Here is a 17,115-nt window from a genome sequence, read left to right as displayed (position 1 = left end):
CCCACCGGGGCCGCTACTGCTCGGTGTCGGGTCGGATGTCGATCCGCCAACCGGTCAGCCGAGCCGCGAGCCGGGCGTTCTGGCCCTCCTTGCCGATCGCCAGCGACAGCTGGTAATCGGGCACGATCACCCGCGCCGACCGCTGCTGGAGATCCACGATCTCCACCTTGGTCACCCGTGCGGGCGACAGCGCATGCGCGACCATCTCCGCCGGGTCGTCCGACCAGTCGACGATGTCGATCTTCTCGCCGTGCAGCTCCGCCATCACCGCGCGCACCCGGGCACCCATCGGCCCGATGCAAGCGCCCTTGGCGTTCAGCCCCTGCCGGTGCGAGCGCACCGCGATCTTGCTCCGGTGACCCGCCTCCCGGGCGATGGCGGTGATCTCCACCGACCCGTCCGCGATCTCCGGGACCTCCAGCGCGAAGAGCTTCTTCACCAGGTTCGGGTGGGTCCGCGACAGCGTCACCGACGGCCCGCGCACCCCCCGGCGTACCGCGACCACATACGACCGCAGCCGCGTCCCGTGCTTGTAGTCCTCGCCCGGCACCTGCTCCTGCGGCGGCAGGATCGCCTCCAGCTTGCCGATGTCGACCAGCACGCTCTTGGGGTCGTTGCCCTGCTGCACCACACCGGTCACGATGTCGCCCTCGTGCCCGGCGTACTCGCCGAAGGTGCGCTCCTCCTCGGCGTCCCGCAGCCGCTGCAGGATGACCTGCTTGGCCGTGGTCGCCGCGATCCGGCCGAACCCGCTGGGGGTGTCGTCGAACTCGCGCGGCTCCCCCGCCTCGTCCGCCTCCTCCAGCGCCCACACCGTCACATGACCGGTCTTGCGGTCCAGCTCGACCCGCGCCCGGGGGCGCGAGCCCTCCGTACGGTGGTAGGCGATGAGGAGGGCCGACTCGATCGCCTCGACCAGCAGGTCGAACGAGATCTCCTTCTCCCGCACCAGCCCGCGCAGGGCACTCATGTCGATGTCCACGGCTACGCCTCCTCGTTGCTCTCGTCCCCCTCAGCGGAGGCGTCGATGTCCTGCTCGTCCTTGCGGCTGAACTCCACCTGCACCCGGGCCTTGGCGACCTCGGTGTACTCCAGCCTGCGCTCCACGGCGCGGCCCCGGCCCTTCACGGGCTGAACCTCCACCAGCGCGCCCTCGCCGTCCGCCTCCAGCACCCGGGCCACCAGCTCACCGCCGGCCGCCAGCTGCGCCTTCACCAGGCGCCCCTCGGCCCGGCGCCAGTGGCGGGGCTCGGTCAGCGGCCGGTCCACTCCCGGGGAGCCGACCTCCAGCACATACGGGGCACCGCCCATCGCATCCGCGTCGTCCAGCGTCTGCCCGATCTCCCGGCTCAGCTCGGCCACCGCGTCCAGCTCGACGCCGCCGTCGGCGTCCACCACGACCTGGAGCTGCCTGCGCCGCCCGGCCTGGGTGACCCGGACCTCTTCCAGATCCAACCCGGCCTCCGCCGTCAACGGCTCGATCAGGGCACGCAGCCGATCGTTCTGGTTGGTGCTCATCCGGGTGACTCCTCGGCCGCGTCTGCTGTTGTCGGAAGCGTTGCAAAGCCTATCCGGTCAACCACCCAAGTGCCGATTCCGTGCAACCGCCCACCCCGGTGTCGAGGGCCCGCCGCCCAGCCGGTACCTTCCGTGCGGCAGACCTCTACACAGCGGGAGCGTGTCGATGCAGTCCCCCACCCGGCGGGCCCTCCTCAGCGCCACGCTCGGCGGAGCCGCCCTCACCCTCACCGCCTGCTCGGACGGCGCCCCCTCCCCCCGCAAGGCCGCCACCCCCGACCCCGACGTGGCCCTCCGCCGCCGGGCCGCCGAGGCCACCACCGCGCTGATCGCCGCCTACGACGCCGCCCTCACCGCCCACCCCGCCCTCGCCGCCCGCCTCCACCCCCTCCGCGCCCAGCTGCTCCAACACCGCACCGCCTTCTCCACCACCCCACCCACCCCACCCACCCCACCCACCACAGCCCCACCCACCAGCCCTCCCACCCCCGCCGCAACGCTCACCGCCCTCGCCGCCGCAGAGCGCCGCACCGCCGACACCCGCATCACCGCCCTCCCCACCGCCTCCCCCGAACTCGCCCGCCTCCTCGCCTCCGTCGCCGCCGCCGGCGCCGTCCACGCCCTCCTCCTCGCCCAACCCTGACCAACCCACCCCAGCCACCCACAGACCTTCCCCCCACCGGCCGACACCCGCACCAGCCCAACAGCCCCAACCCCCACGCAGCACCCCGACCCGCAACAAACCACGCCCCGACCCACCCCGACAAAGCAACCCGCTGCGCCTCAGCAGAAAAAGGGATCTGTTCCGGTCCCCCGCCCCGCCGAACCTCACGACCCCGGAAGCCACCCGTGACCACCCCGAGCGCCTCCCCGACCCCCGCCGTGCTGACCGCCCTGCAAGCCGCCCTGGCCGCCGAGCACGCCGCGGTCTACGGCTACGGCGTCGTCGGCGCCCACCTCACCGGCAGCCGCCTCACCACGGCCCGCGCCGCCTACGCCGCACACCAGGCCCACCGCGACGCCCTCCAGCGCGAACTCACCGCCCGCCACACCACCCCCACCCCCGCCGCGCCCGGCTACCAACTCCCCTTCCCCGTCACCGATCCGGCCTCCGCCGTACAGCTCGCCACCCTGCTGGAGGACCGCCTCACCGCCGTCCACGCCGACCTGGTGACCGCCGCCACCGGCGACCTGCGCCGCACCGCCGCCGACGCCCTCCGCGAAGCCGCCGTACGCGCCGCCCGCTGGCGCGGCCACCCCACCGGCCCCGCCTTCCCCGGCCTCCCCGAACGCACCGCCACCCCCACCCCCACCGCACCCACCCCAACCCCCCAGTAACCCAACCTCCCCCACCCCCATGCCCCACAATGGGCAAACCCACGTCCAGCCCCAGGGGAGCACCACGAAGGGACCCCATGTCGTCGGTAGCCATCACCATCCCCGAGCGCCTGGAACGCAACCTCCGCGCCTGGGAAGGCGAACCCGGCGCCGCCTGGCTGGCCGCCGCACCGACCCTGGTCGCCGGCTACCTGGACCGCTGGCACCTCACCGCCGAACGCATCGTCGAGCCCGGCGGCCAGATCAGCCTGGTGGTCTATGTACGCCGCGCCGACGGCACCCCCGCCGCCCTCAAGGCCGGACTGCTGACCGTCGAGACCGCCGAGGAGCACGCCGCCCTCGCCCACTGGAACGGCCACAGCGCCGTCCGCATGCTCGACGCCGACCCCGCCCACGCGGTACTGCTGCTGGAGCGGCTGCACGGCGACATCTCGCTGCGCTCCCTCCCCGAGGCCAAGGCCAACCTGGAGGCCGCCTCCGTCCTCCAGCGGCTCTGGGTGGAGCCTCCCCCGGACCACCCCTTCCGCACGGTCACCGCATACGCCGGCAGCCTCCGCGACCTCCTCCGAACCCGCCGCGACCTGCCCGTCTGCGCCGCAGCGAACGCCCTCCCGCTGATCGACGAGGCCCTGGAGACGTCGGCCGCCCTGCTTGCCTCCGAGCCGGAGCGGTTCCTGCTGCACGGCGACTTCCACCACGGCAATGTGCTGGCGTCCGACCGGGCCCCGTGGCTTGCCATCGACCCCAAGCCGCTGGTCGGCGAGCGGGCCTACGACCTGGCGTGGCTGGCCAACGACCGGATGGAGACCCTGCTGGGCTCCCCCGGCCCGGAGGCGGCCGTCCGCCGCCGACTGCAACGGCTCGCCGACTCCGTGGAGGTGGACCGCGAACGGCTTCGCGGCTGGACCCTCTTCCGCGCCGTCGAGGCAGGCATCTGGAGCCTCACCGTGGGCGACACCACCTCAGCCGAGCTCTTCCTGGAATTCGCCGCACACACCTGAGCCGTCACACACCTGAGCCGTCACACCTGAAAGGCACATCCCCCCTACCCCCGCAACGGCAGCACCGCCCCCATCACCGCATAGGGCCGGTCGGTATTGGGGAACATCACCGCCCGAGCCAGGTCCGCGTACCCCAGCGCCCGGTAGAGCCTGCGCGCCGGCGTCTCCGCGTCCACGGCCGAGAGAATGCTGCGCGGCAGCCCGGAACGCCCGCAGAGCCCGGTGATCAGCGCCGTACCCAGCCCCCGCCCCTGGCAGGCGGGCAGCACATGCAGCTCGGTGACCGCGAAGGAGTCGTCCAGCCAGTGGCCGTTGCCGCCCGCCTCCAGATACGGCTGGATGACGGTGCTCCACCAGTGCGCGCGGTCATTGGGCATCCCGTACCCGAAACCGACCAGCCGCCGACCGCGCATCGCCCCCAGCGCGATCACGCCCGGGTAGCCGGCGTGGCGGGTGACGATCTGCAACCGGACCGCGATCTCCTCGTCGGTGAGCCCGAAGGCGAGGGCCTGCACCGCGAGCGCCTCCTCGGCGCGGTCGGCGAGGTCGAAGGGCTCGATCGTCACATCGTCCATGGCGGGGGACGTTACCGCGAGGTCAGAAGAGAATGGACATGAACGCCCCGACCTCCTGGAAGCCGACCCGCCGGTAGGCGGCCCGCGCGGGCAGGTTGAAGTCGTTGACGTACAGGCTGACCACGGGTGCGACCTCCCGCAGCGCGTGCTCCACCACGGCGGCCATCCCGGTCTCGGACAGCCCCTGCCCCCGCCGGTCGGGGGCGACCCAGACGCCCTGGATCTGGCAGGCCCGGTCGGTGACGGCGCCGATCTCGGCCTTGAAGACCACCCGGCCCTCCTCGAACCGGGCGAACGCCCGTCCCCCGGTGACGAGTTCGGCGACCCGGGCCCGGTAGAGCAGCCCACCGTCCCCGGCCATCGGCGAGACGCCGACCTCCTCGGTGAACATCGCGACGCACGCGGGCATCAACAGCTCGATCTCGTCACGCCGCACCCGCCGCACCCGGGGGTCGGCGGTGACCCCGGCGGAGGGCTCCGTGATGGTCATCAGCGGCTGGCAGCCACGGACCTCGCGGGCCGGTCCCCAGCCGGGTTCCAGCAGTGCCCAGAGCTCGGCCGTCGCCTCGGCCGGTCCGACGATGGAGGAGCAGCGCCGCCCCTGCCTGCGTGCCCGCTCGGCGAAGGCCCGTACGGCCTCCGGACCGGCGCTTACCGGCACCAGGTTGGCACCGGCATAGCAGAGCGCCTCCAGCCGCCCACCGTCGTCGTACCAGCCCCACATCTCGCCGCCGAGCCGCCAGGGGTCGAGCCCGGCCACATGGACCCGGGCCGCGACAAAGGCGTTGGCCACCGGGTCGCGGTCGAGTACGTCAAGGGCGTCCTCAAGGTCGGGTGCCTCAAGGACGCGGGTGGTCGATACCGAACTTCCCAGCATCTGTGTGCCTCACCATGCCGTCGGGCTGCCCACGCCGCACCCCGTGGTCCGAGGGTACGAGCACCGCGCGTCGCACCCTACCCCGCAGCCCCCGCGCACCGCGCGGGGCCGGACAGCCTCAGCCACCCGGCCCCCGACCCACACCCACACCCACACCCACCAGACCGATCAGCCAACCGGCGTGACCATCGGCTCGCCGGACTCGACGCCGTCCGCCTCCATCTGCTCGGCGAGCTTGAGCGCCTCCTCGATCAGCGTCTCCACGATCCTCGACTCCGGCACGGTCTTGATCACCTCGCCCTTGACGAAGATCTGCCCCTTGCCGTTCCCCGACGCCACCCCGAGGTCCGCCTCACGCGCCTCCCCCGGCCCGTTCACCACGCACCCCATCACCGCCACCCGCAGCGGCACATTCATCCCCTCCAAGCCCGCGGTCACCTCTTCCGCGAGCTTGTACACATCCACCTGCGCCCGCCCGCACGACGGACACGACACAATCTCCAGACCCCGCTGCCGCAGCCCCAGCGACTCCAGGATCTGGTTCCCCACCTTGACCTCCTCCACCGGAGGCGCCGACAGCGACACCCGGATCGTGTCCCCGATCCCCTCCGCCAGCAGCGCCCCGAACGCCACCGCCGACTTGATCGTCCCCTGGAACGCCGGACCCGCCTCCGTCACCCCCAGATGCAGCGGATAGTCACACGCCGCCGCCAACTGACGATACGCATTCACCATCACCACCGGATCGTTGTGCTTCACCGAGATCTTGATATCCCGGAACCCGTGCTCCTCGAACAGCGAGCACTCCCACAACGCCGACTCCACCAACGCCTCCGGAGTCGCCCGCCCGTACTTCTCCATCAACCGCCGGTCCAACGACCCCGCGTTCACCCCGATCCGGATCGGCACCCCCGCCGCCGACGCCGCCCCCGCGATCTCCCGCACCTTGTCGTCGAACTGCTTGATGTTCCCCGGATTCACCCGCACCGCCGCACACCCCGCGTCAATCGCCGCAAAGACATACTTCGGCTGGAAGTGGATGTCCGCGATCACCGGGATCTGCGACTTCCGCGCAATCGCCGGCAACGCCTCCGCATCATCCTGCGACGGCACCGCCACCCGCACGATCTGGCACCCCGACGCCGTCAGCTGCGCAATCTGCTGCAACGTCGCATTGACATCAGCCGTCACCGTCGTCGTCATCGACTGCACCGACACCGGCGCATCACCACCCACCGGCACACCCCCCACCATGATCTGCCGCGACTTGCGGCGCACGGCGAGCGGCTTGAGCGGCATGGACGGAATACCGAGCGAGATCGCGGTCATCTGCGTGGGAGTCCCCGGGGTTGCGGCTGCGACCCGGCCGCGCATACCGGCCGGGCCGGGGGCGCGGGCTGTGAGTGCGCGCTCCCGGCGCCAACCGTACGGCACCGGGGTCCGGCGGAGCACATCAGCACCGCCCGCGCCACCCGTCCGACGTCATCCCCGGCCTTCGCCGACCGCCCGGCCCCGCGTCAGCTACGGGATCTGCGCCCACGAGATCCACGCCTACGAGTCCCGCACCCACGAGACCCGCACCTACGAGATCTTCACCGGGTTGATCACGTCGGCGAGCAGCACCAGCAGCGTGAAGCAGACGAAGACGCCCGCGACCACATAGGCGACCGGCATCAGCTTGGCCACGTCGAACGGGCCCGGGTCGGGCCGGCGGAAGACGCGGGCGGCCTTGCGGCGCAGCGACTCCCAGAGCGCACCGGCGATATGGCCGCCGTCCAGCGGCAGCAGCGGCAGCATGTTGAAGAGGAAGAGCGAGAGGTTGAACCCGGCGACCAGCTGCACAAAGATGGCGACCTGCTGGGAGGCGGGGATGTCCAGGTTGAGGATCTCGCCGCCGACCCGGGCCGCGCCTACCACCCCGACCGGGGAGTCGGCGGCACGGGGGGCGCCGTTGAAGGTGGCGTCCCAGAGGCCGGGGATCTTGGAGGGCAGGGCGAGCAGCGACTTCACCCCGGTCACGCCCATGTCGCCCATCTTGTCCAGGCTCTGCCCGAAGCCCAGCTGGACCACTCCGGTCTGCGGCTGGATGCCGAGGAAGCCGGCGTCCACGGTCTTGCCGGGGATGTAGTTGCCGCGGCCGTCCAGGGCGCTGACCTTGTTGGTGACCAGCTCGGTGTGGAAGGTCAGCTGCTCGCCCTTGCGGTCGACGACGATCTCGACCGTCCTGCCGGGGGCCTTGCGGATGTCCTGCTGGAGCTGGTCGTAGCTGCTGATGCGGTCGCCGTCGAAGGAGACGATGGTGTCCCCGGCCCGCAGCCCGGCCAGGGCCGCGGGGGTGGCGGGCGCGTCCTTGGCGCAGCTGTCGGTGGGCTGGCCCGCCTGCACCACGCACTTCTGCACGGACTGGATGGTCGGCAGGGCTGCGGGCTGGCCGAAGCCCATCAGCACGGCGAGGTAGAGGCCGAACGCCAGGATCAGGTTCATAAAGGGCCCGGCGAACATCACGATGACGCGCTTCCACGGGGCCCGGGTGTAGAAGAGGCGGGTCTCGTCGCCGGGCTTCAGCTCCTCGTAGGAGGCCTCGCGGGCGTCCTCGATCATGCTGCGCCAGGGGGAGGTGGAGCGAGCGGTGATCCGGCCGTCCGCCCCCGGCGGGAACATGCCGATCATGCGGATGTAGCCGCCGAGCGGTATCGCCTTGATGCCGTACTCGGTGTCGCCCTTCCGCCGCGACCAGATGGTCGGCCCGAAGCCGACCATGTACTGGGGCACCCGGATGCCGAAGAGCTTGGCCCAGGAGAGGTGGCCGAGTTCATGCCAGGCGATGGAGAAGAGCAGCCCGACCACGAAGACCACAACGCCGAGGAGTGCCATGAGTGCTGTCATCGGGGGTCCTCCGCTGTAGCCGTCCGCTTCGCCATGCTGCTCCTCAACGCTCCCTCACCGTCCCCCGCCGCGACCTGTCCCACCCCGACGCGCCCCGGCCCGGTCCCCACGCGCCCCCCACGCGCCCCCCGACCCACCGGACGGTCAACCGATTGGTCAGCCGACCGGTCAGCCGACCGGCCAGCCGATTGGTCAGCCGGACGCGATCTCCCGGGCACGCCTGCGCGCCCATGCCTCCGCCTGCAATACGTCCTCGACGGTGAGTCCGGTTCCCCGATCGGGGGTGCCGTGTTCGGAGACCACCTTGGCAACCGTGTCCACGATGCCGTTGAAGGCGAGCCGACCGGCCAGGAAGGCGTCCACGCACTCCTCGTTGGCGGCGTTGAAGACCGCCGGAGCCGTCCCGCCGAGCGTACCGACCTCACGGGCCAGCGCCACCGAGGGGAAGGCTTCGTCGTCCAGCGGGAAGAACTCCCAGGTCGCGGCCTTGGTCCAGTCGCACGGCGGTGCGGCGTCGGGCACCCGGTCCGGCCAGCCAAGGCCGAGCGAGATGGGCATCCGCATATCGGGCGGGCTGGCCTGGGCGAGGGTGGAACCGTCCGTGAACTCCACCATCGAGTGAACGATGGACTGCGGGTGGACGACGACCTCGATCCGGTCGAACGGGATGTCGTACAGCAGATGCGCCTCGATCACCTCCAGGCCCTTGTTGACCAGGGTCGCGGAGTTGACGGTGATCACCGGGCCCATCGCCCAGGTCGGGTGGGCCAGCGCCTGCTCCGGGGTGACAGCGGCCAGCTCCTCCCGGGTACGGCCGCGGAAGGGGCCGCCGCTGGCGGTCACCACCAGCTTGCGCACCTCGCGGCGGCTACCGCCCATCAGCCCCTGGAAGAGCGCGGTGTGCTCGGAGTCCACCGGGACGATCTGGCCCGGCCTGGCCAGCGCCTTCACCAGCGGACCGCCGACGATCAGCGACTCCTTGTTGGCCAGCACCAGCACCCGGCCGGCCCGCAGCGCGGCCAGCGTGGGCCGCAGCCCGATGGAGCCGGTGATGCCGTTGAGTACGGAGTGGCACTCCCTGCGGGCCAGCTCGGTGGCCGCGTCCGGTCCGGCCAGCACCTCGGGCAGCGGACGGCCCTGTGCCCCGGCCGCCAGCGCCTCCCGCAGCGCGGGCTCGGCGTCGGTGCGGGCGACCGCCACCGTCCGCACGCCCAGCCGCAGGGCCTGCTCGGCCAGCAGCTCCACCCGGCCGCCGGCTGCGGAGAGCCCCACCACACGGAACCGGTCGGGGTTGCGCAGCACCACGTCGATGGCCTGGGTCCCGATCGATCCGGTGGATCCGAGGATCACCAGTTCACGGGGTCCGGTGGGGTCGGCGACAGCGGGCTCGAAGCGCAGATGCGGGTCGGCGAGGAGGGATTCCATGCGCCCCATTGTGGCGTGCCCGGCGGTCGGGCACGCCACAGGGCGGCCACCCGGGGGCGGGCGCGCGGTCGGCCGCCCGGCACCGGCCGCGCGCCCGGCGCCCACTACCGGAAGCTGCGGTGCACATTCTCCCGTTGCGAGGGCCCGGGCGTGGCGTCGGCGATCCACGGCCCGTCGCCGGACGGGTCGATGATGCCCTCCTCCAGCCAGGCGTAGCGGCCCCGGACGACGCCCCGGGCGGCCTTGGCGTCCAGGTCGTCGGTGTTGCGCCAGAGCCGGTCGAAGAGCTCCTCGACCCGGATGCGGGCCTGCCGGCAGAAGAGGTCGGCCAGCTCGTAGGCGGCCCTGCCCTGCTGGGCGTCCCCGGTGCGCAGCATCTCCGCCCGTACGCAGGCGGCGCTCATCGCGAAGAGTTCCGCGCCGATGTCCACGATCCGGCCGAGGAAGCCCTGCTTGGTCTCCATCCGGCCCTGCCAGCGGGACATGGCGTAGAAGGTGGACCGGGCGAGCCGGCGGCTGCCGCGCTCCACATAGCGCAGGTGGGCGCCGAGGTCCTGGTACCCCTTGGGGGAGAACTCCCCGTACGAGGTGGGCAGTTGACCGGGTCCGGCGACCAGCTTGGGCACCCAGCGGGCGTAGAAGCCCCCCGCCCGGGCGGCGGCCCTGGCCTTCTGCCTGAGGTCGGCGTCGGGGTCGATGATGTCGCCGGCGACGGAGAGGTGGGCGTCCACCGCCTCGCGGGCGATCAGCAGATGCATGATCTCGGTGGAGCCCTCGAAGATCCGGTTGATCCGCAGGTCGCGCAGCAGCTGCTCGGCGGGCACCGCCCGCTCGCCGCGCGCCGCCAGCGACTCGGCGGTCTCGAAGCCCCGGCCGCCGCGGATCTGCACCAGGTCGTCGGCCATCAGCCAGGCGTGCTCGGTGGAGTAGAGCTTGGCGATGGCCGCCTCGATGCGGATGTCATTGCGGTTGTCGTCGGCCATCTGGCTGGAGAGGTCGACGATCGCCTCCAGGGCGAAGGTGGTGGCCGCGATGTACGCGATCTTGGCGGCGACGGCCTCGTGCTCGGCGATGGGCTTGCCCCACTGCTCGCGGGCGCCCGACCACTCGCGGGCGATCTTCAGGCACCACTTGCCCGCACCGGCGCACATCGCGGGAATGGAGAGCCGCCCGGTGTTGAGGGTGGTCAGCGCGATCTTCAGGCCCGCGCCCTCCTCGCCGATCCGGTTCTCGGCGGGCACCCGCACCTCATGGAACCGGGTGACGCCGTTCTCGATACCCCGAAGGCCCATGAAGGCGTTGCGGTTCTCCACTGTGACGCCGGGAGCGTCGCACTCCACCACAAAGGCGGTGATCCCGCCCCGGTGGCCCTCGCTGCGGGGCACCCTGGCCATCACCACCACCAGGTCGGCGACGACGCCGTTGGTGGTCCAGAGCTTCACCCCGTCCAGGACGTACTCGCTGCCGTCCTCGCTGGGCACCGCCATGGTGGCCAGCCGCGCCGGGTCGCTGCCGACGTCCGGCTCGGTGAGCAGAAAGGCGGTGATGTCGGTGGTGGCGCAGCGCGGCAGCCACTTCTCCTGCTGCTGGCGGGTGCCGAAGGTCTTCAGCGGCTGCGGCACCCCGATGGACTGGTGGGCGGAGGCCAGCGCGCCGATGGCGGGGCTGACGCTGCCGAGGACGGCGAGCGCCTTGTTGTAGTAGAGCTGGCTGAGGCCCAGTCCGCCGTACTTCTTGTCGATCTTCATACCGAGGACGCCGAGTTCCTTCAGCCCCTTGACGACCTCGTCGGGGATGCGGGCGTCCCGCTCGATCTGCGCGGGGTCGATCCGGGTCTCGCAGAAGGCGCGCAGCCGTGCCAGGAACGCCTCGCCCTCGCGCACCGACTCCTCGTCGGGGTGCGGGTGCGGATGGATGAGGTCCAGCCGGAAGCGGCCCAGGAAGAGTTCCTTGGCGAAGCTGGGTTTGCGCCACTGCTGATCGCGGGCCTCCTCGGCGACCCGCCGCGCTTCGCGCTCGGTGACCCTCGGGCCGGAGGGGGACCCGCTGGAGCTTTCGCTGCGCGGGTGGGTTGGTGCGGACATGCAGCTCACCTCGCCGCTGTTCCGGGACGGGCGGGAAACGTCTGTTACCAGCCGGTACTACCTGACGGTACCCACGGTGACGCCAACATCACCAGACGTGAGGACGAGCTACTTCTGCCCAGGAGTCGGCACCGCATTCACGTCCGCCCCACCGGTCACCTCGGGCGACTGCGACTCCTCAAGCCACCCCCGGAAGAGCAGGTGCACGGCCTCCGCGCCCACCAGCTCCCCCTCCGGCCCGCGCAGCGCCACCGGGTGCAGCAGGAACGGGCGGCTCTGCCCGCCGCCCAGACCGCCGTGCGAGCCCACCTGCTCCTCGAAGGCGTGCACCTCCCCCGTCGCCGGGTCATAGGCGCTGTTCACCATCAGATCCGCGCAGTGCGGGAAGGAGTCGGTGCGGGCCACCGCCTGCGCGGCCCCCTCGCCGAAGACCGCCAGCGGATCGTCGCCCTTCACCACGCCGGTCGCCAGCTCCCGCAGCCCGCCCGGCCCGATCACCAGCGGCCCCCGCTCCTCGCTGCGGACCAGGACGAAGCCGATCCCCGGATGCCCGGTCAGCGCCGCCAGCACCCCCGGGTGGCGCCGCTCGATCTCCTCCAGCGTCATCCGGCGCGGCAGGTCGCGGAAGTAGACCAGGCCCAGATTGCCGGAGGCCAGCACCAGCGGCTCCCCCCGCGCCTCCCGTGCCGCCTCCCGCATGCCCGGCGCGGCCATGGCCCGCTCACGCCCGTACAGGGCCAGCTGCGCCGCCGTACGCGCCTCCGCGCCCCGCCCGGCGTCGGCCCCCGCCTGCCCGTCCGCCCCCGCCTGCCCGTCCGGCAGCGGCCCGCGCATCCCGCAGCCGGACCGCACCAGCTGCTCCAGGCTCTGCCCGTACGCCTGCGCGAATGTCTCCCCCTGGCTCTGCCCGTGGTCGGAGAGCACCACGATCCGGTACGGCCGGGGCGCATAGCGGGCCACCCCGGCGATCAGCGCCACGGCGCGGTCCAGGCGGCGCAGCACCTCCAGCGTCTCCGGCCGCTCCACGCCCGAGTGGTGCGCCACCTCGTCGTACGCCACCAGATCGGCGTAGACGGCCGACCGGCCCGCCAGCATGTCGCCCACCACCGCGGCCACCACCACATCCCGCTCCACCACCGTGGCGAACGCCCGCACCAGCGGGTAGAGCCCGCCGCGCCGCACCCGGGGCCGTACGTCGCGCAGCCGCTGCCGGACCGACTGCACCAGCTCCCGCCCCACCTCGGCCAGCAGCGAACCCAGCGTCCGCAGCGCATTGGCCGGGTCGGCGAAGTAGCTGAAGTAACCGGACCGGTCCCGCCGCCCCAGCCGGCCCGAGACGCTGAGCACCAGCGCCGACTGCTGCGCCCCGCCGCTGAAGAGGTTGCCCCGGCTGGCGCCGTCCCGGGCCAGCAGGCCCGGCCGGTCGGCGCGGCGGCGCTCCAGCTCGGCCGCGCTCGACGGGTGGTTGCACACCATCAGCCGGCCGGTGTCCTTCTCGTACCAGCGGAAGGCGGGCACATCGTGGTTGTCGCCGTGCAGGATGCCCAGCTGGCTGGCGCCGGTCTGGCTGGACCAGTCGGTGCGCCACGGGGCCAGCCGGTGGCTGCCGCCGGACAGCCAGCCGGACAGCGTCGGCATCACGCCGTCCCGCAGCGCCCGCACCAGCACCTCGTGGCCCAGCCCGTCCAGCTGGAGGAAGACCACCCCGGGGGCCGCCCCCGGCTGCGGTGCCCCGTCCCGGACCCGCCGCCCCGCGCGGCGCCCCGCCAACCGGGCCAGCCGCCGCCGGTACGCCTCGTCGTCCCGGGCGGCGATGGCGCCGTGCGCGGCCGAGGTGGTGCCCGAGAGCACCGCCGCCACCACGGCGGCGGTGGACAGGGTGAGGCTGCCGGGGCGCTCCGGCAGCAGCTCCAGGGCGACGAGGACCACGGCTCCGTTGAGGCCGAAGACCAGCAGTGCCAGCACCAGCGCGGGCACCAGCAGCAGCGCCCGTACGATCAGCGGCCACAGCACGGCGCCCAGCACGCCGATGAAGGCCGCCGCCGTACCGGCCGCCACCAGCGGCCCCACCGGCCCCGGACCGGGGCCGGACGCCAGCTGGAAACCCGGCAGCACCACCGCCAGGACCGCAAGCGTCACCGTCGCGGCCAGCCACACCGCCAGGGTCTGCGCCACCGCCCGCGACACGCTCCGCCACCGCGCCATACCCCGGACCCGCCTCCTCACCACTCCGAAAACCCCCGGCCAGTCTCCCCCGCCGCCCCACCCCCACCCGGCCCGGGCCCCGCCCACATCCGCACCCTCCCCGTTCCAGCCGAAGTAACCTGATCGGAGCAGCGCTACCGGCCCGCCGTCAGGCGGGCGGGGCGGACCAGGCGAGAGGGGCCCGGACGTGGCGGTCATCACCTGGTGGGGCCATGCCACCGTCACCGTGGAGGACTCCGGTGTCCGGCTGCTCACCGACCCGCTGCTCACCGCCCGCCTCGCACACCTGCGCCGCCGACGCGGCCCACTGCCCGGCGCCGAGGCGCTGCGCGCCGACGCCGCGCTCGTCTCCCACCTGCACGCGGACCATCTGCACCTGCCCTCCCTGCGGGCACTGCCGCCCGGCACCCCGGTGCTGCTGCCACGCGGCGCCCTGCGCGCCGTCCCGTCCCTGCGCCGACTCGGCCACCTCCGCCTGGCCGAGCTGGCCCCCGGCGAGCAGTTCACGGTCGGCGCCCTGGTGGTCCGCGCCGTGGCCGCCCGCCACGACGGCCGCCGGCTGCCGGTCGGCCCGCAGCGGGTGCAGCCGCTGGGCTTTGTGATCCGGGGCGCGGCCACCACCTACTTCGCGGGCGACACCGACCTCTTCCCGGGCCTGGCCGACGAGGTCGGCCCCTGCGACCATGCGCTGCTGCCGGTGGGCGGCTGGGGACCGGGCCTAGGCCCCGGCCACCTCGACGCGGGGCGGGCCGCCGAGGCCGTACGGGTGCTGGCGCCGCGCAGCGCCGTCCCCGTGCACTTCGGCACCTTCTGCCCGATGGGGCTGGGCAGCCGCCCCGGAGCCTGGTTCGACGCCCCCGGCCGGGAGTTCGCCCGCCACGCCGCCCGGCTGGCACCGGGCACCGCCGTGCATGAACTCACCCCGGGCGGCACCGTCGACCTGACCGTCGGCCCCGGCGTACGAACCGGTGGCGCCGAGGACGGCCGCCGGTGAGCCATCCCCTGTGGACCGGCCTCGCCACGGCCGGCCTGACCGCCGGTGTGACCGTGACCGACTCCTCGTCCACCCCGCAGGCCGTCGGCTACCCGACGCTCTTCGTGCTGGTCGTCGTGGGTTCGGTGCTACCGGTGCTGCCCACCGGGGCGCTGGTGAGCGCGGCCTCGGTGGTCGCCTGGCACTCCCACTGGCCGGCCGTGGACCTGCCCTTGGTGCTCGGTGTCGCGTCGCTCGCCGCCTGGGTGGGCGATGCGCTGCTGTACTGGCTGGCCGTACACGCCGGGGGCCGCTGGGCCGGGCAGCTGCGCGGCCATATGGACACCCCCAGGATGCGCGCCGCCCAGGACCGCCTGGCCGCGCACGACCGGGCGGTGCTGGTGCTCTCCCGGCTGATCCCGGCGGGGCGGATCCCGGTGATGGCGGCCTGCCTGGTCTCCGGCTGGCCGGTCCGCCGCTTTCTGCGGGCGGATGTGTTCGCCGCGGTGGCCTGGGCGCTCTGCTACCAGGCGATCGGCGTGGTGGGCGGCGTGCTGTTCCGGGAGCCCTGGGAGGGGGTGCTGGCGGCGGTGGGGCTGGTCCTGCTGCTGGCCGCCGTTCCCGCCCTGCGCCGCCGCTCGGCGGGCGGGGAGCCGCCGCTGGCCCCCGAGGAACGCGTCGCCCGCTGAAAACGGCCGAGGCCCCTCTCCCAGCACAGGGAGAGGGGCCTCGGGCGGTCCACCGCGTCAGAGGGCCAGGCCGGTCAGCACCAGCACCCGCTCATAGGTGTAGTCGTCCATCGCGTACTTGACGCCCTCGCGGCCCACACCGGACTGCTTGGCGCCGCCGTACGGCATCTGGTCGGCCCGGTAGGACGGCACATCGCCGACGATCACGCCGCCGACCTCCAGCTCCCGGTGGGCGCGGAAGGCGGTCTGAAGGTCGTGGGTGAAGACACCCGCCTGGAGCCCGTACGGGGAGTCGTTGACCGTGGCGAACGCCTCCTCGGCGCCCTCCACCCGGTGCAGGCTCAGCACCGGGCCGAAGACCTCCTCACAGGAGAGCGTCACACCAGCGGGCAGGTCGGCCAGCACGGTCGGCGCATAGCTGGCGCCCTCGCGCTTGCCGCCGGCCAGCAGCCGGGCGCCGGCCGCCACGGCCTCGTCCACCCAGGACTCGACGCGCTTGGCGGCGTCCTCGCTCACCAGCGGGCCGACGTCCACCGCGTCGTCCGAGGGGTCACCGGTCACCTGGGTCTGCACCTTGGCGACGACCTTCGCCGCGAGCCGGTCGTAGACGGCGGCGTCGGCGATGACCCGCTGCACCGAGATGCAGGACTGGCCGCCCTGGTAGTTGGCGAAGGTCGCGATGCGGGTCGCGGCCCACTCCAGGTCCTCCTCGCTCGACCAGTCGGCGAGGACCACCGCTGCGGCGTTGCCGCCCAGCTCCAGGGTGACGTGCTTGCGCGGCGCGGAGTCGAGGATGCCCCAGCCGACCGGGCCGGAGCCGGTGAAGGAGATCACCGGCAGCCGCTCGTCCCGCACCAGGGCGGGCATCCGGTCGTTGGGGACCGGCAGGACGCTCCACGACCCGGCGGGCAGGTCGGTCTCGGCCAGGATCTCGCCCAGCACCAGCGCGGAGATCGGCGTGGCCGGGGCCGGCTTGAGGATGATCGGGGTGCCGACCGCGATGGCCGGGGCGACCTTGTGCGCCACCAGGTTCAGCGGGAAGTTGAACGGGGCGATGCCCAGCACCACGCCGCGCGGGAAGCGCCGGGTGAGCGCGAGGCGGCCGGCGCCGCCGGCGTCGGTGTCCAGCCGCTGCGCCTCGCCGCTGTTGAACCGGCGGGCCTCCTCGGCGGCCCAGCGGAACACCGAGGCCGCCCGGCCGATCTCGCCCCGGGCCCACTTGATCGGCTTGCCGTTCTCGGCGGTGACCAGCCGGGCCAGCTCCTCGGTCCGCTCGACCAGCCGCTTGGAGACATGGTCCAGCGCGGCGGCCCGGACGTGCGCCGGGGTGGCGGAGTACGCGTCCTGTACGGCGACGGCGGCGGCAATCGCCTCCTCCACCTGCTCCTCCGTGGGCACGCTGACGCGGCCGACGAGGCTGCCGTCCCAGGGGTGGTGGACCTCGAAGGCCTCCGGGCCGCTCTCCCGGCGGCCGGCCAGCCAGAAATCATGGGTGGTGGTCACAGTCGGTACCGGCCCTTCCCTGGTCGTCTCTGCTGCGGTGT

15 protein-coding genes are annotated in these 17,115 nt (G+C 73.1%); 5 read left to right on the top strand and 10 right to left on the bottom strand.

Annotated features, from left to right (window positions below; translation table 11 throughout):
* Nucleotides 1-13: 13 nt before the first annotated feature.
* Together nusA and rimP are read right to left on the bottom strand one after the other, a co-directional pair.
* Nucleotides 14-982 carry a transcription termination factor NusA gene (gene nusA, locus C7M71_RS21920; RefSeq protein WP_111495322.1) on the bottom strand — a complete coding sequence of 323 codons (969 nt, stop codon included), beginning with the start codon at nucleotides 980-982 and terminating at the stop codon, nucleotides 14-16.
* A 2-nt stretch (nucleotides 983-984) separates the two neighbouring features.
* Nucleotides 985-1,518 carry a ribosome maturation factor RimP gene (gene rimP / locus C7M71_RS21915; protein ID WP_111495324.1) on the bottom strand — a complete coding sequence of 178 codons (534 nt, stop codon included), beginning with the start codon at nucleotides 1,516-1,518 and terminating at the stop codon, nucleotides 985-987.
* A gap of 166 nt (nucleotides 1,519-1,684) precedes the next feature.
* On the opposite strand from rimP, the gene C7M71_RS30790 reads away from it, so the two are divergent.
* The 3 genes from C7M71_RS30790 (at nucleotide 1,685) to C7M71_RS21900 (ending at nucleotide 3,857) form a co-directional block, all read left to right on the top strand.
* Nucleotides 1,685-2,161 carry a hypothetical protein gene (locus C7M71_RS30790; protein WP_162824070.1) on the top strand — a complete coding sequence of 159 codons (477 nt, stop codon included), beginning with the start codon at nucleotides 1,685-1,687 and terminating at the stop codon, nucleotides 2,159-2,161.
* A 206-nt stretch (nucleotides 2,162-2,367) separates the two neighbouring features.
* Nucleotides 2,368-2,856, top strand: a complete 489-nt coding sequence (locus tag C7M71_RS21905; RefSeq protein WP_229758843.1) for a ferritin-like domain-containing protein — start codon at nucleotides 2,368-2,370, stop codon at nucleotides 2,854-2,856.
* 77 nt (nucleotides 2,857-2,933) lie between these two features.
* On the top strand, nucleotides 2,934-3,857 hold the full coding sequence (locus tag C7M71_RS21900) for an aminoglycoside phosphotransferase family protein (protein WP_111495275.1): 924 nt from the start codon (nucleotides 2,934-2,936) through the stop codon (nucleotides 3,855-3,857).
* Nucleotides 3,858-3,901: 44 nt separating this feature from the next.
* Here the strand turns inward: C7M71_RS21900 and C7M71_RS21895 are convergent, their stop codons facing one another.
* From C7M71_RS21895 to C7M71_RS21865, 7 genes are all read right to left on the bottom strand, one after another.
* Nucleotides 3,902-4,432: a GNAT family N-acetyltransferase gene (locus C7M71_RS21895; RefSeq protein WP_111495277.1), complete on the bottom strand. Its 531-nt coding sequence runs from the start codon at nucleotides 4,430-4,432 to the stop codon at nucleotides 3,902-3,904.
* Between the two features lie 22 nt (nucleotides 4,433-4,454).
* Nucleotides 4,455-5,309: a GNAT family N-acetyltransferase gene (locus C7M71_RS21890; RefSeq protein WP_111495279.1), complete on the bottom strand. Its 855-nt coding sequence runs from the start codon at nucleotides 5,307-5,309 to the stop codon at nucleotides 4,455-4,457.
* Nucleotides 5,310-5,477: 168 nt separating this feature from the next.
* Complete coding sequence (ispG, locus tag C7M71_RS21885) at nucleotides 5,478-6,638, bottom strand: flavodoxin-dependent (E)-4-hydroxy-3-methylbut-2-enyl-diphosphate synthase (protein WP_114914487.1); 1,161 nt, start codon at nucleotides 6,636-6,638, stop codon at nucleotides 5,478-5,480.
* Between the two features lie 252 nt (nucleotides 6,639-6,890).
* Nucleotides 6,891-8,183: a M50 family metallopeptidase gene (locus C7M71_RS21880; protein WP_175607811.1), complete on the bottom strand. Its 1,293-nt coding sequence runs from the start codon at nucleotides 8,181-8,183 to the stop codon at nucleotides 6,891-6,893.
* 204 nt (nucleotides 8,184-8,387) lie between these two features.
* Nucleotides 8,388-9,620, bottom strand: a complete 1,233-nt coding sequence (gene dxr / locus C7M71_RS21875; protein WP_111494402.1) for a 1-deoxy-D-xylulose-5-phosphate reductoisomerase — start codon at nucleotides 9,618-9,620, stop codon at nucleotides 8,388-8,390.
* Nucleotides 9,621-9,724: 104 nt separating this feature from the next.
* Entirely contained in the window at nucleotides 9,725-11,704 is a 1,980-nt protein-coding gene (locus tag C7M71_RS21870; protein ID WP_111494400.1) for an acyl-CoA dehydrogenase family protein, read from the bottom strand.
* Between the two features lie 108 nt (nucleotides 11,705-11,812).
* Nucleotides 11,813-13,909, bottom strand: a complete 2,097-nt coding sequence (locus C7M71_RS21865) for a phage holin family protein (RefSeq protein WP_114914486.1) — start codon at nucleotides 13,907-13,909, stop codon at nucleotides 11,813-11,815.
* 187 nt (nucleotides 13,910-14,096) lie between these two features.
* On the opposite strand from C7M71_RS21865, the gene C7M71_RS21860 reads away from it, so the two are divergent.
* Together C7M71_RS21860 and C7M71_RS21855 are read left to right on the top strand one after the other, a co-directional pair.
* A complete protein-coding gene (locus tag C7M71_RS21860) occupies nucleotides 14,097-14,903 on the top strand; it encodes an MBL fold metallo-hydrolase (protein WP_111495034.1) in 807 nt (268 codons plus the stop codon).
* Complete coding sequence (locus C7M71_RS21855; protein WP_229758842.1) at nucleotides 14,900-15,571, top strand: DedA family protein; 672 nt, start codon at nucleotides 14,900-14,902, stop codon at nucleotides 15,569-15,571. The genes C7M71_RS21860 and C7M71_RS21855 overlap by 4 nt, the downstream gene beginning before the upstream one ends.
* Nucleotides 15,572-15,628: 57 nt before the next feature.
* Here C7M71_RS21855 and C7M71_RS21850 read toward each other — a convergent pair whose 3' ends face one another.
* Complete coding sequence (locus tag C7M71_RS21850) at nucleotides 15,629-17,074, bottom strand: aldehyde dehydrogenase family protein (RefSeq protein WP_111495036.1); 1,446 nt, start codon at nucleotides 17,072-17,074, stop codon at nucleotides 15,629-15,631.
* Nucleotides 17,075-17,115 lie beyond the last annotated feature (41 nt).

The organism is Peterkaempfera bronchialis, assembly GCF_003258605.2.
Lineage (GTDB): Bacteria > Actinomycetota > Actinomycetes > Streptomycetales > Streptomycetaceae > Peterkaempfera > Peterkaempfera bronchialis.
The sequence above is the reverse complement of the archived record's forward strand: the minus strand, read 5'-3'. Positions and strand labels throughout refer to the sequence as shown.

What these genes read in the sequence shown, in the direction of transcription:
- rimP (WP_111495324.1), bottom strand. Translation starts at nt 1,518, where the DNA reads ATGAGCACCAACCAGAACGATCGGCTGCGTGCCCTGATCGAGCCGTTG.
- C7M71_RS30790 (WP_162824070.1), top strand. Translation starts at nt 1,685, where the DNA reads ATGCAGTCCCCCACCCGGCGGGCCCTCCTCAGCGCCACGCTCGGCGGA.
- C7M71_RS21900 (WP_111495275.1), top strand. Translation starts at nt 2,934, where the DNA reads ATGTCGTCGGTAGCCATCACCATCCCCGAGCGCCTGGAACGCAACCTC.
- C7M71_RS21895 (WP_111495277.1), bottom strand. Translation starts at nt 4,432, where the DNA reads ATGGACGATGTGACGATCGAGCCCTTCGACCTCGCCGACCGCGCCGAG.
- C7M71_RS21890 (WP_111495279.1), bottom strand. Translation starts at nt 5,309, where the DNA reads ATGCTGGGAAGTTCGGTATCGACCACCCGCGTCCTTGAGGCACCCGAC.
- ispG (WP_114914487.1), bottom strand. Translation starts at nt 6,638, where the DNA reads ATGACCGCGATCTCGCTCGGTATTCCGTCCATGCCGCTCAAGCCGCTC.
- C7M71_RS21880 (WP_175607811.1), bottom strand. Translation starts at nt 8,183, where the DNA reads ATGGCACTCCTCGGCGTTGTGGTCTTCGTGGTCGGGCTGCTCTTCTCC.
- dxr (WP_111494402.1), bottom strand. Translation starts at nt 9,620, where the DNA reads ATGGAATCCCTCCTCGCCGACCCGCATCTGCGCTTCGAGCCCGCTGTC.
- C7M71_RS21870 (WP_111494400.1), bottom strand. Translation starts at nt 11,704, where the DNA reads ATGTCCGCACCAACCCACCCGCGCAGCGAAAGCTCCAGCGGGTCCCCC.
- C7M71_RS21865 (WP_114914486.1), bottom strand. Translation starts at nt 13,909, where the DNA reads ATGGCGCGGTGGCGGAGCGTGTCGCGGGCGGTGGCGCAGACCCTGGCG.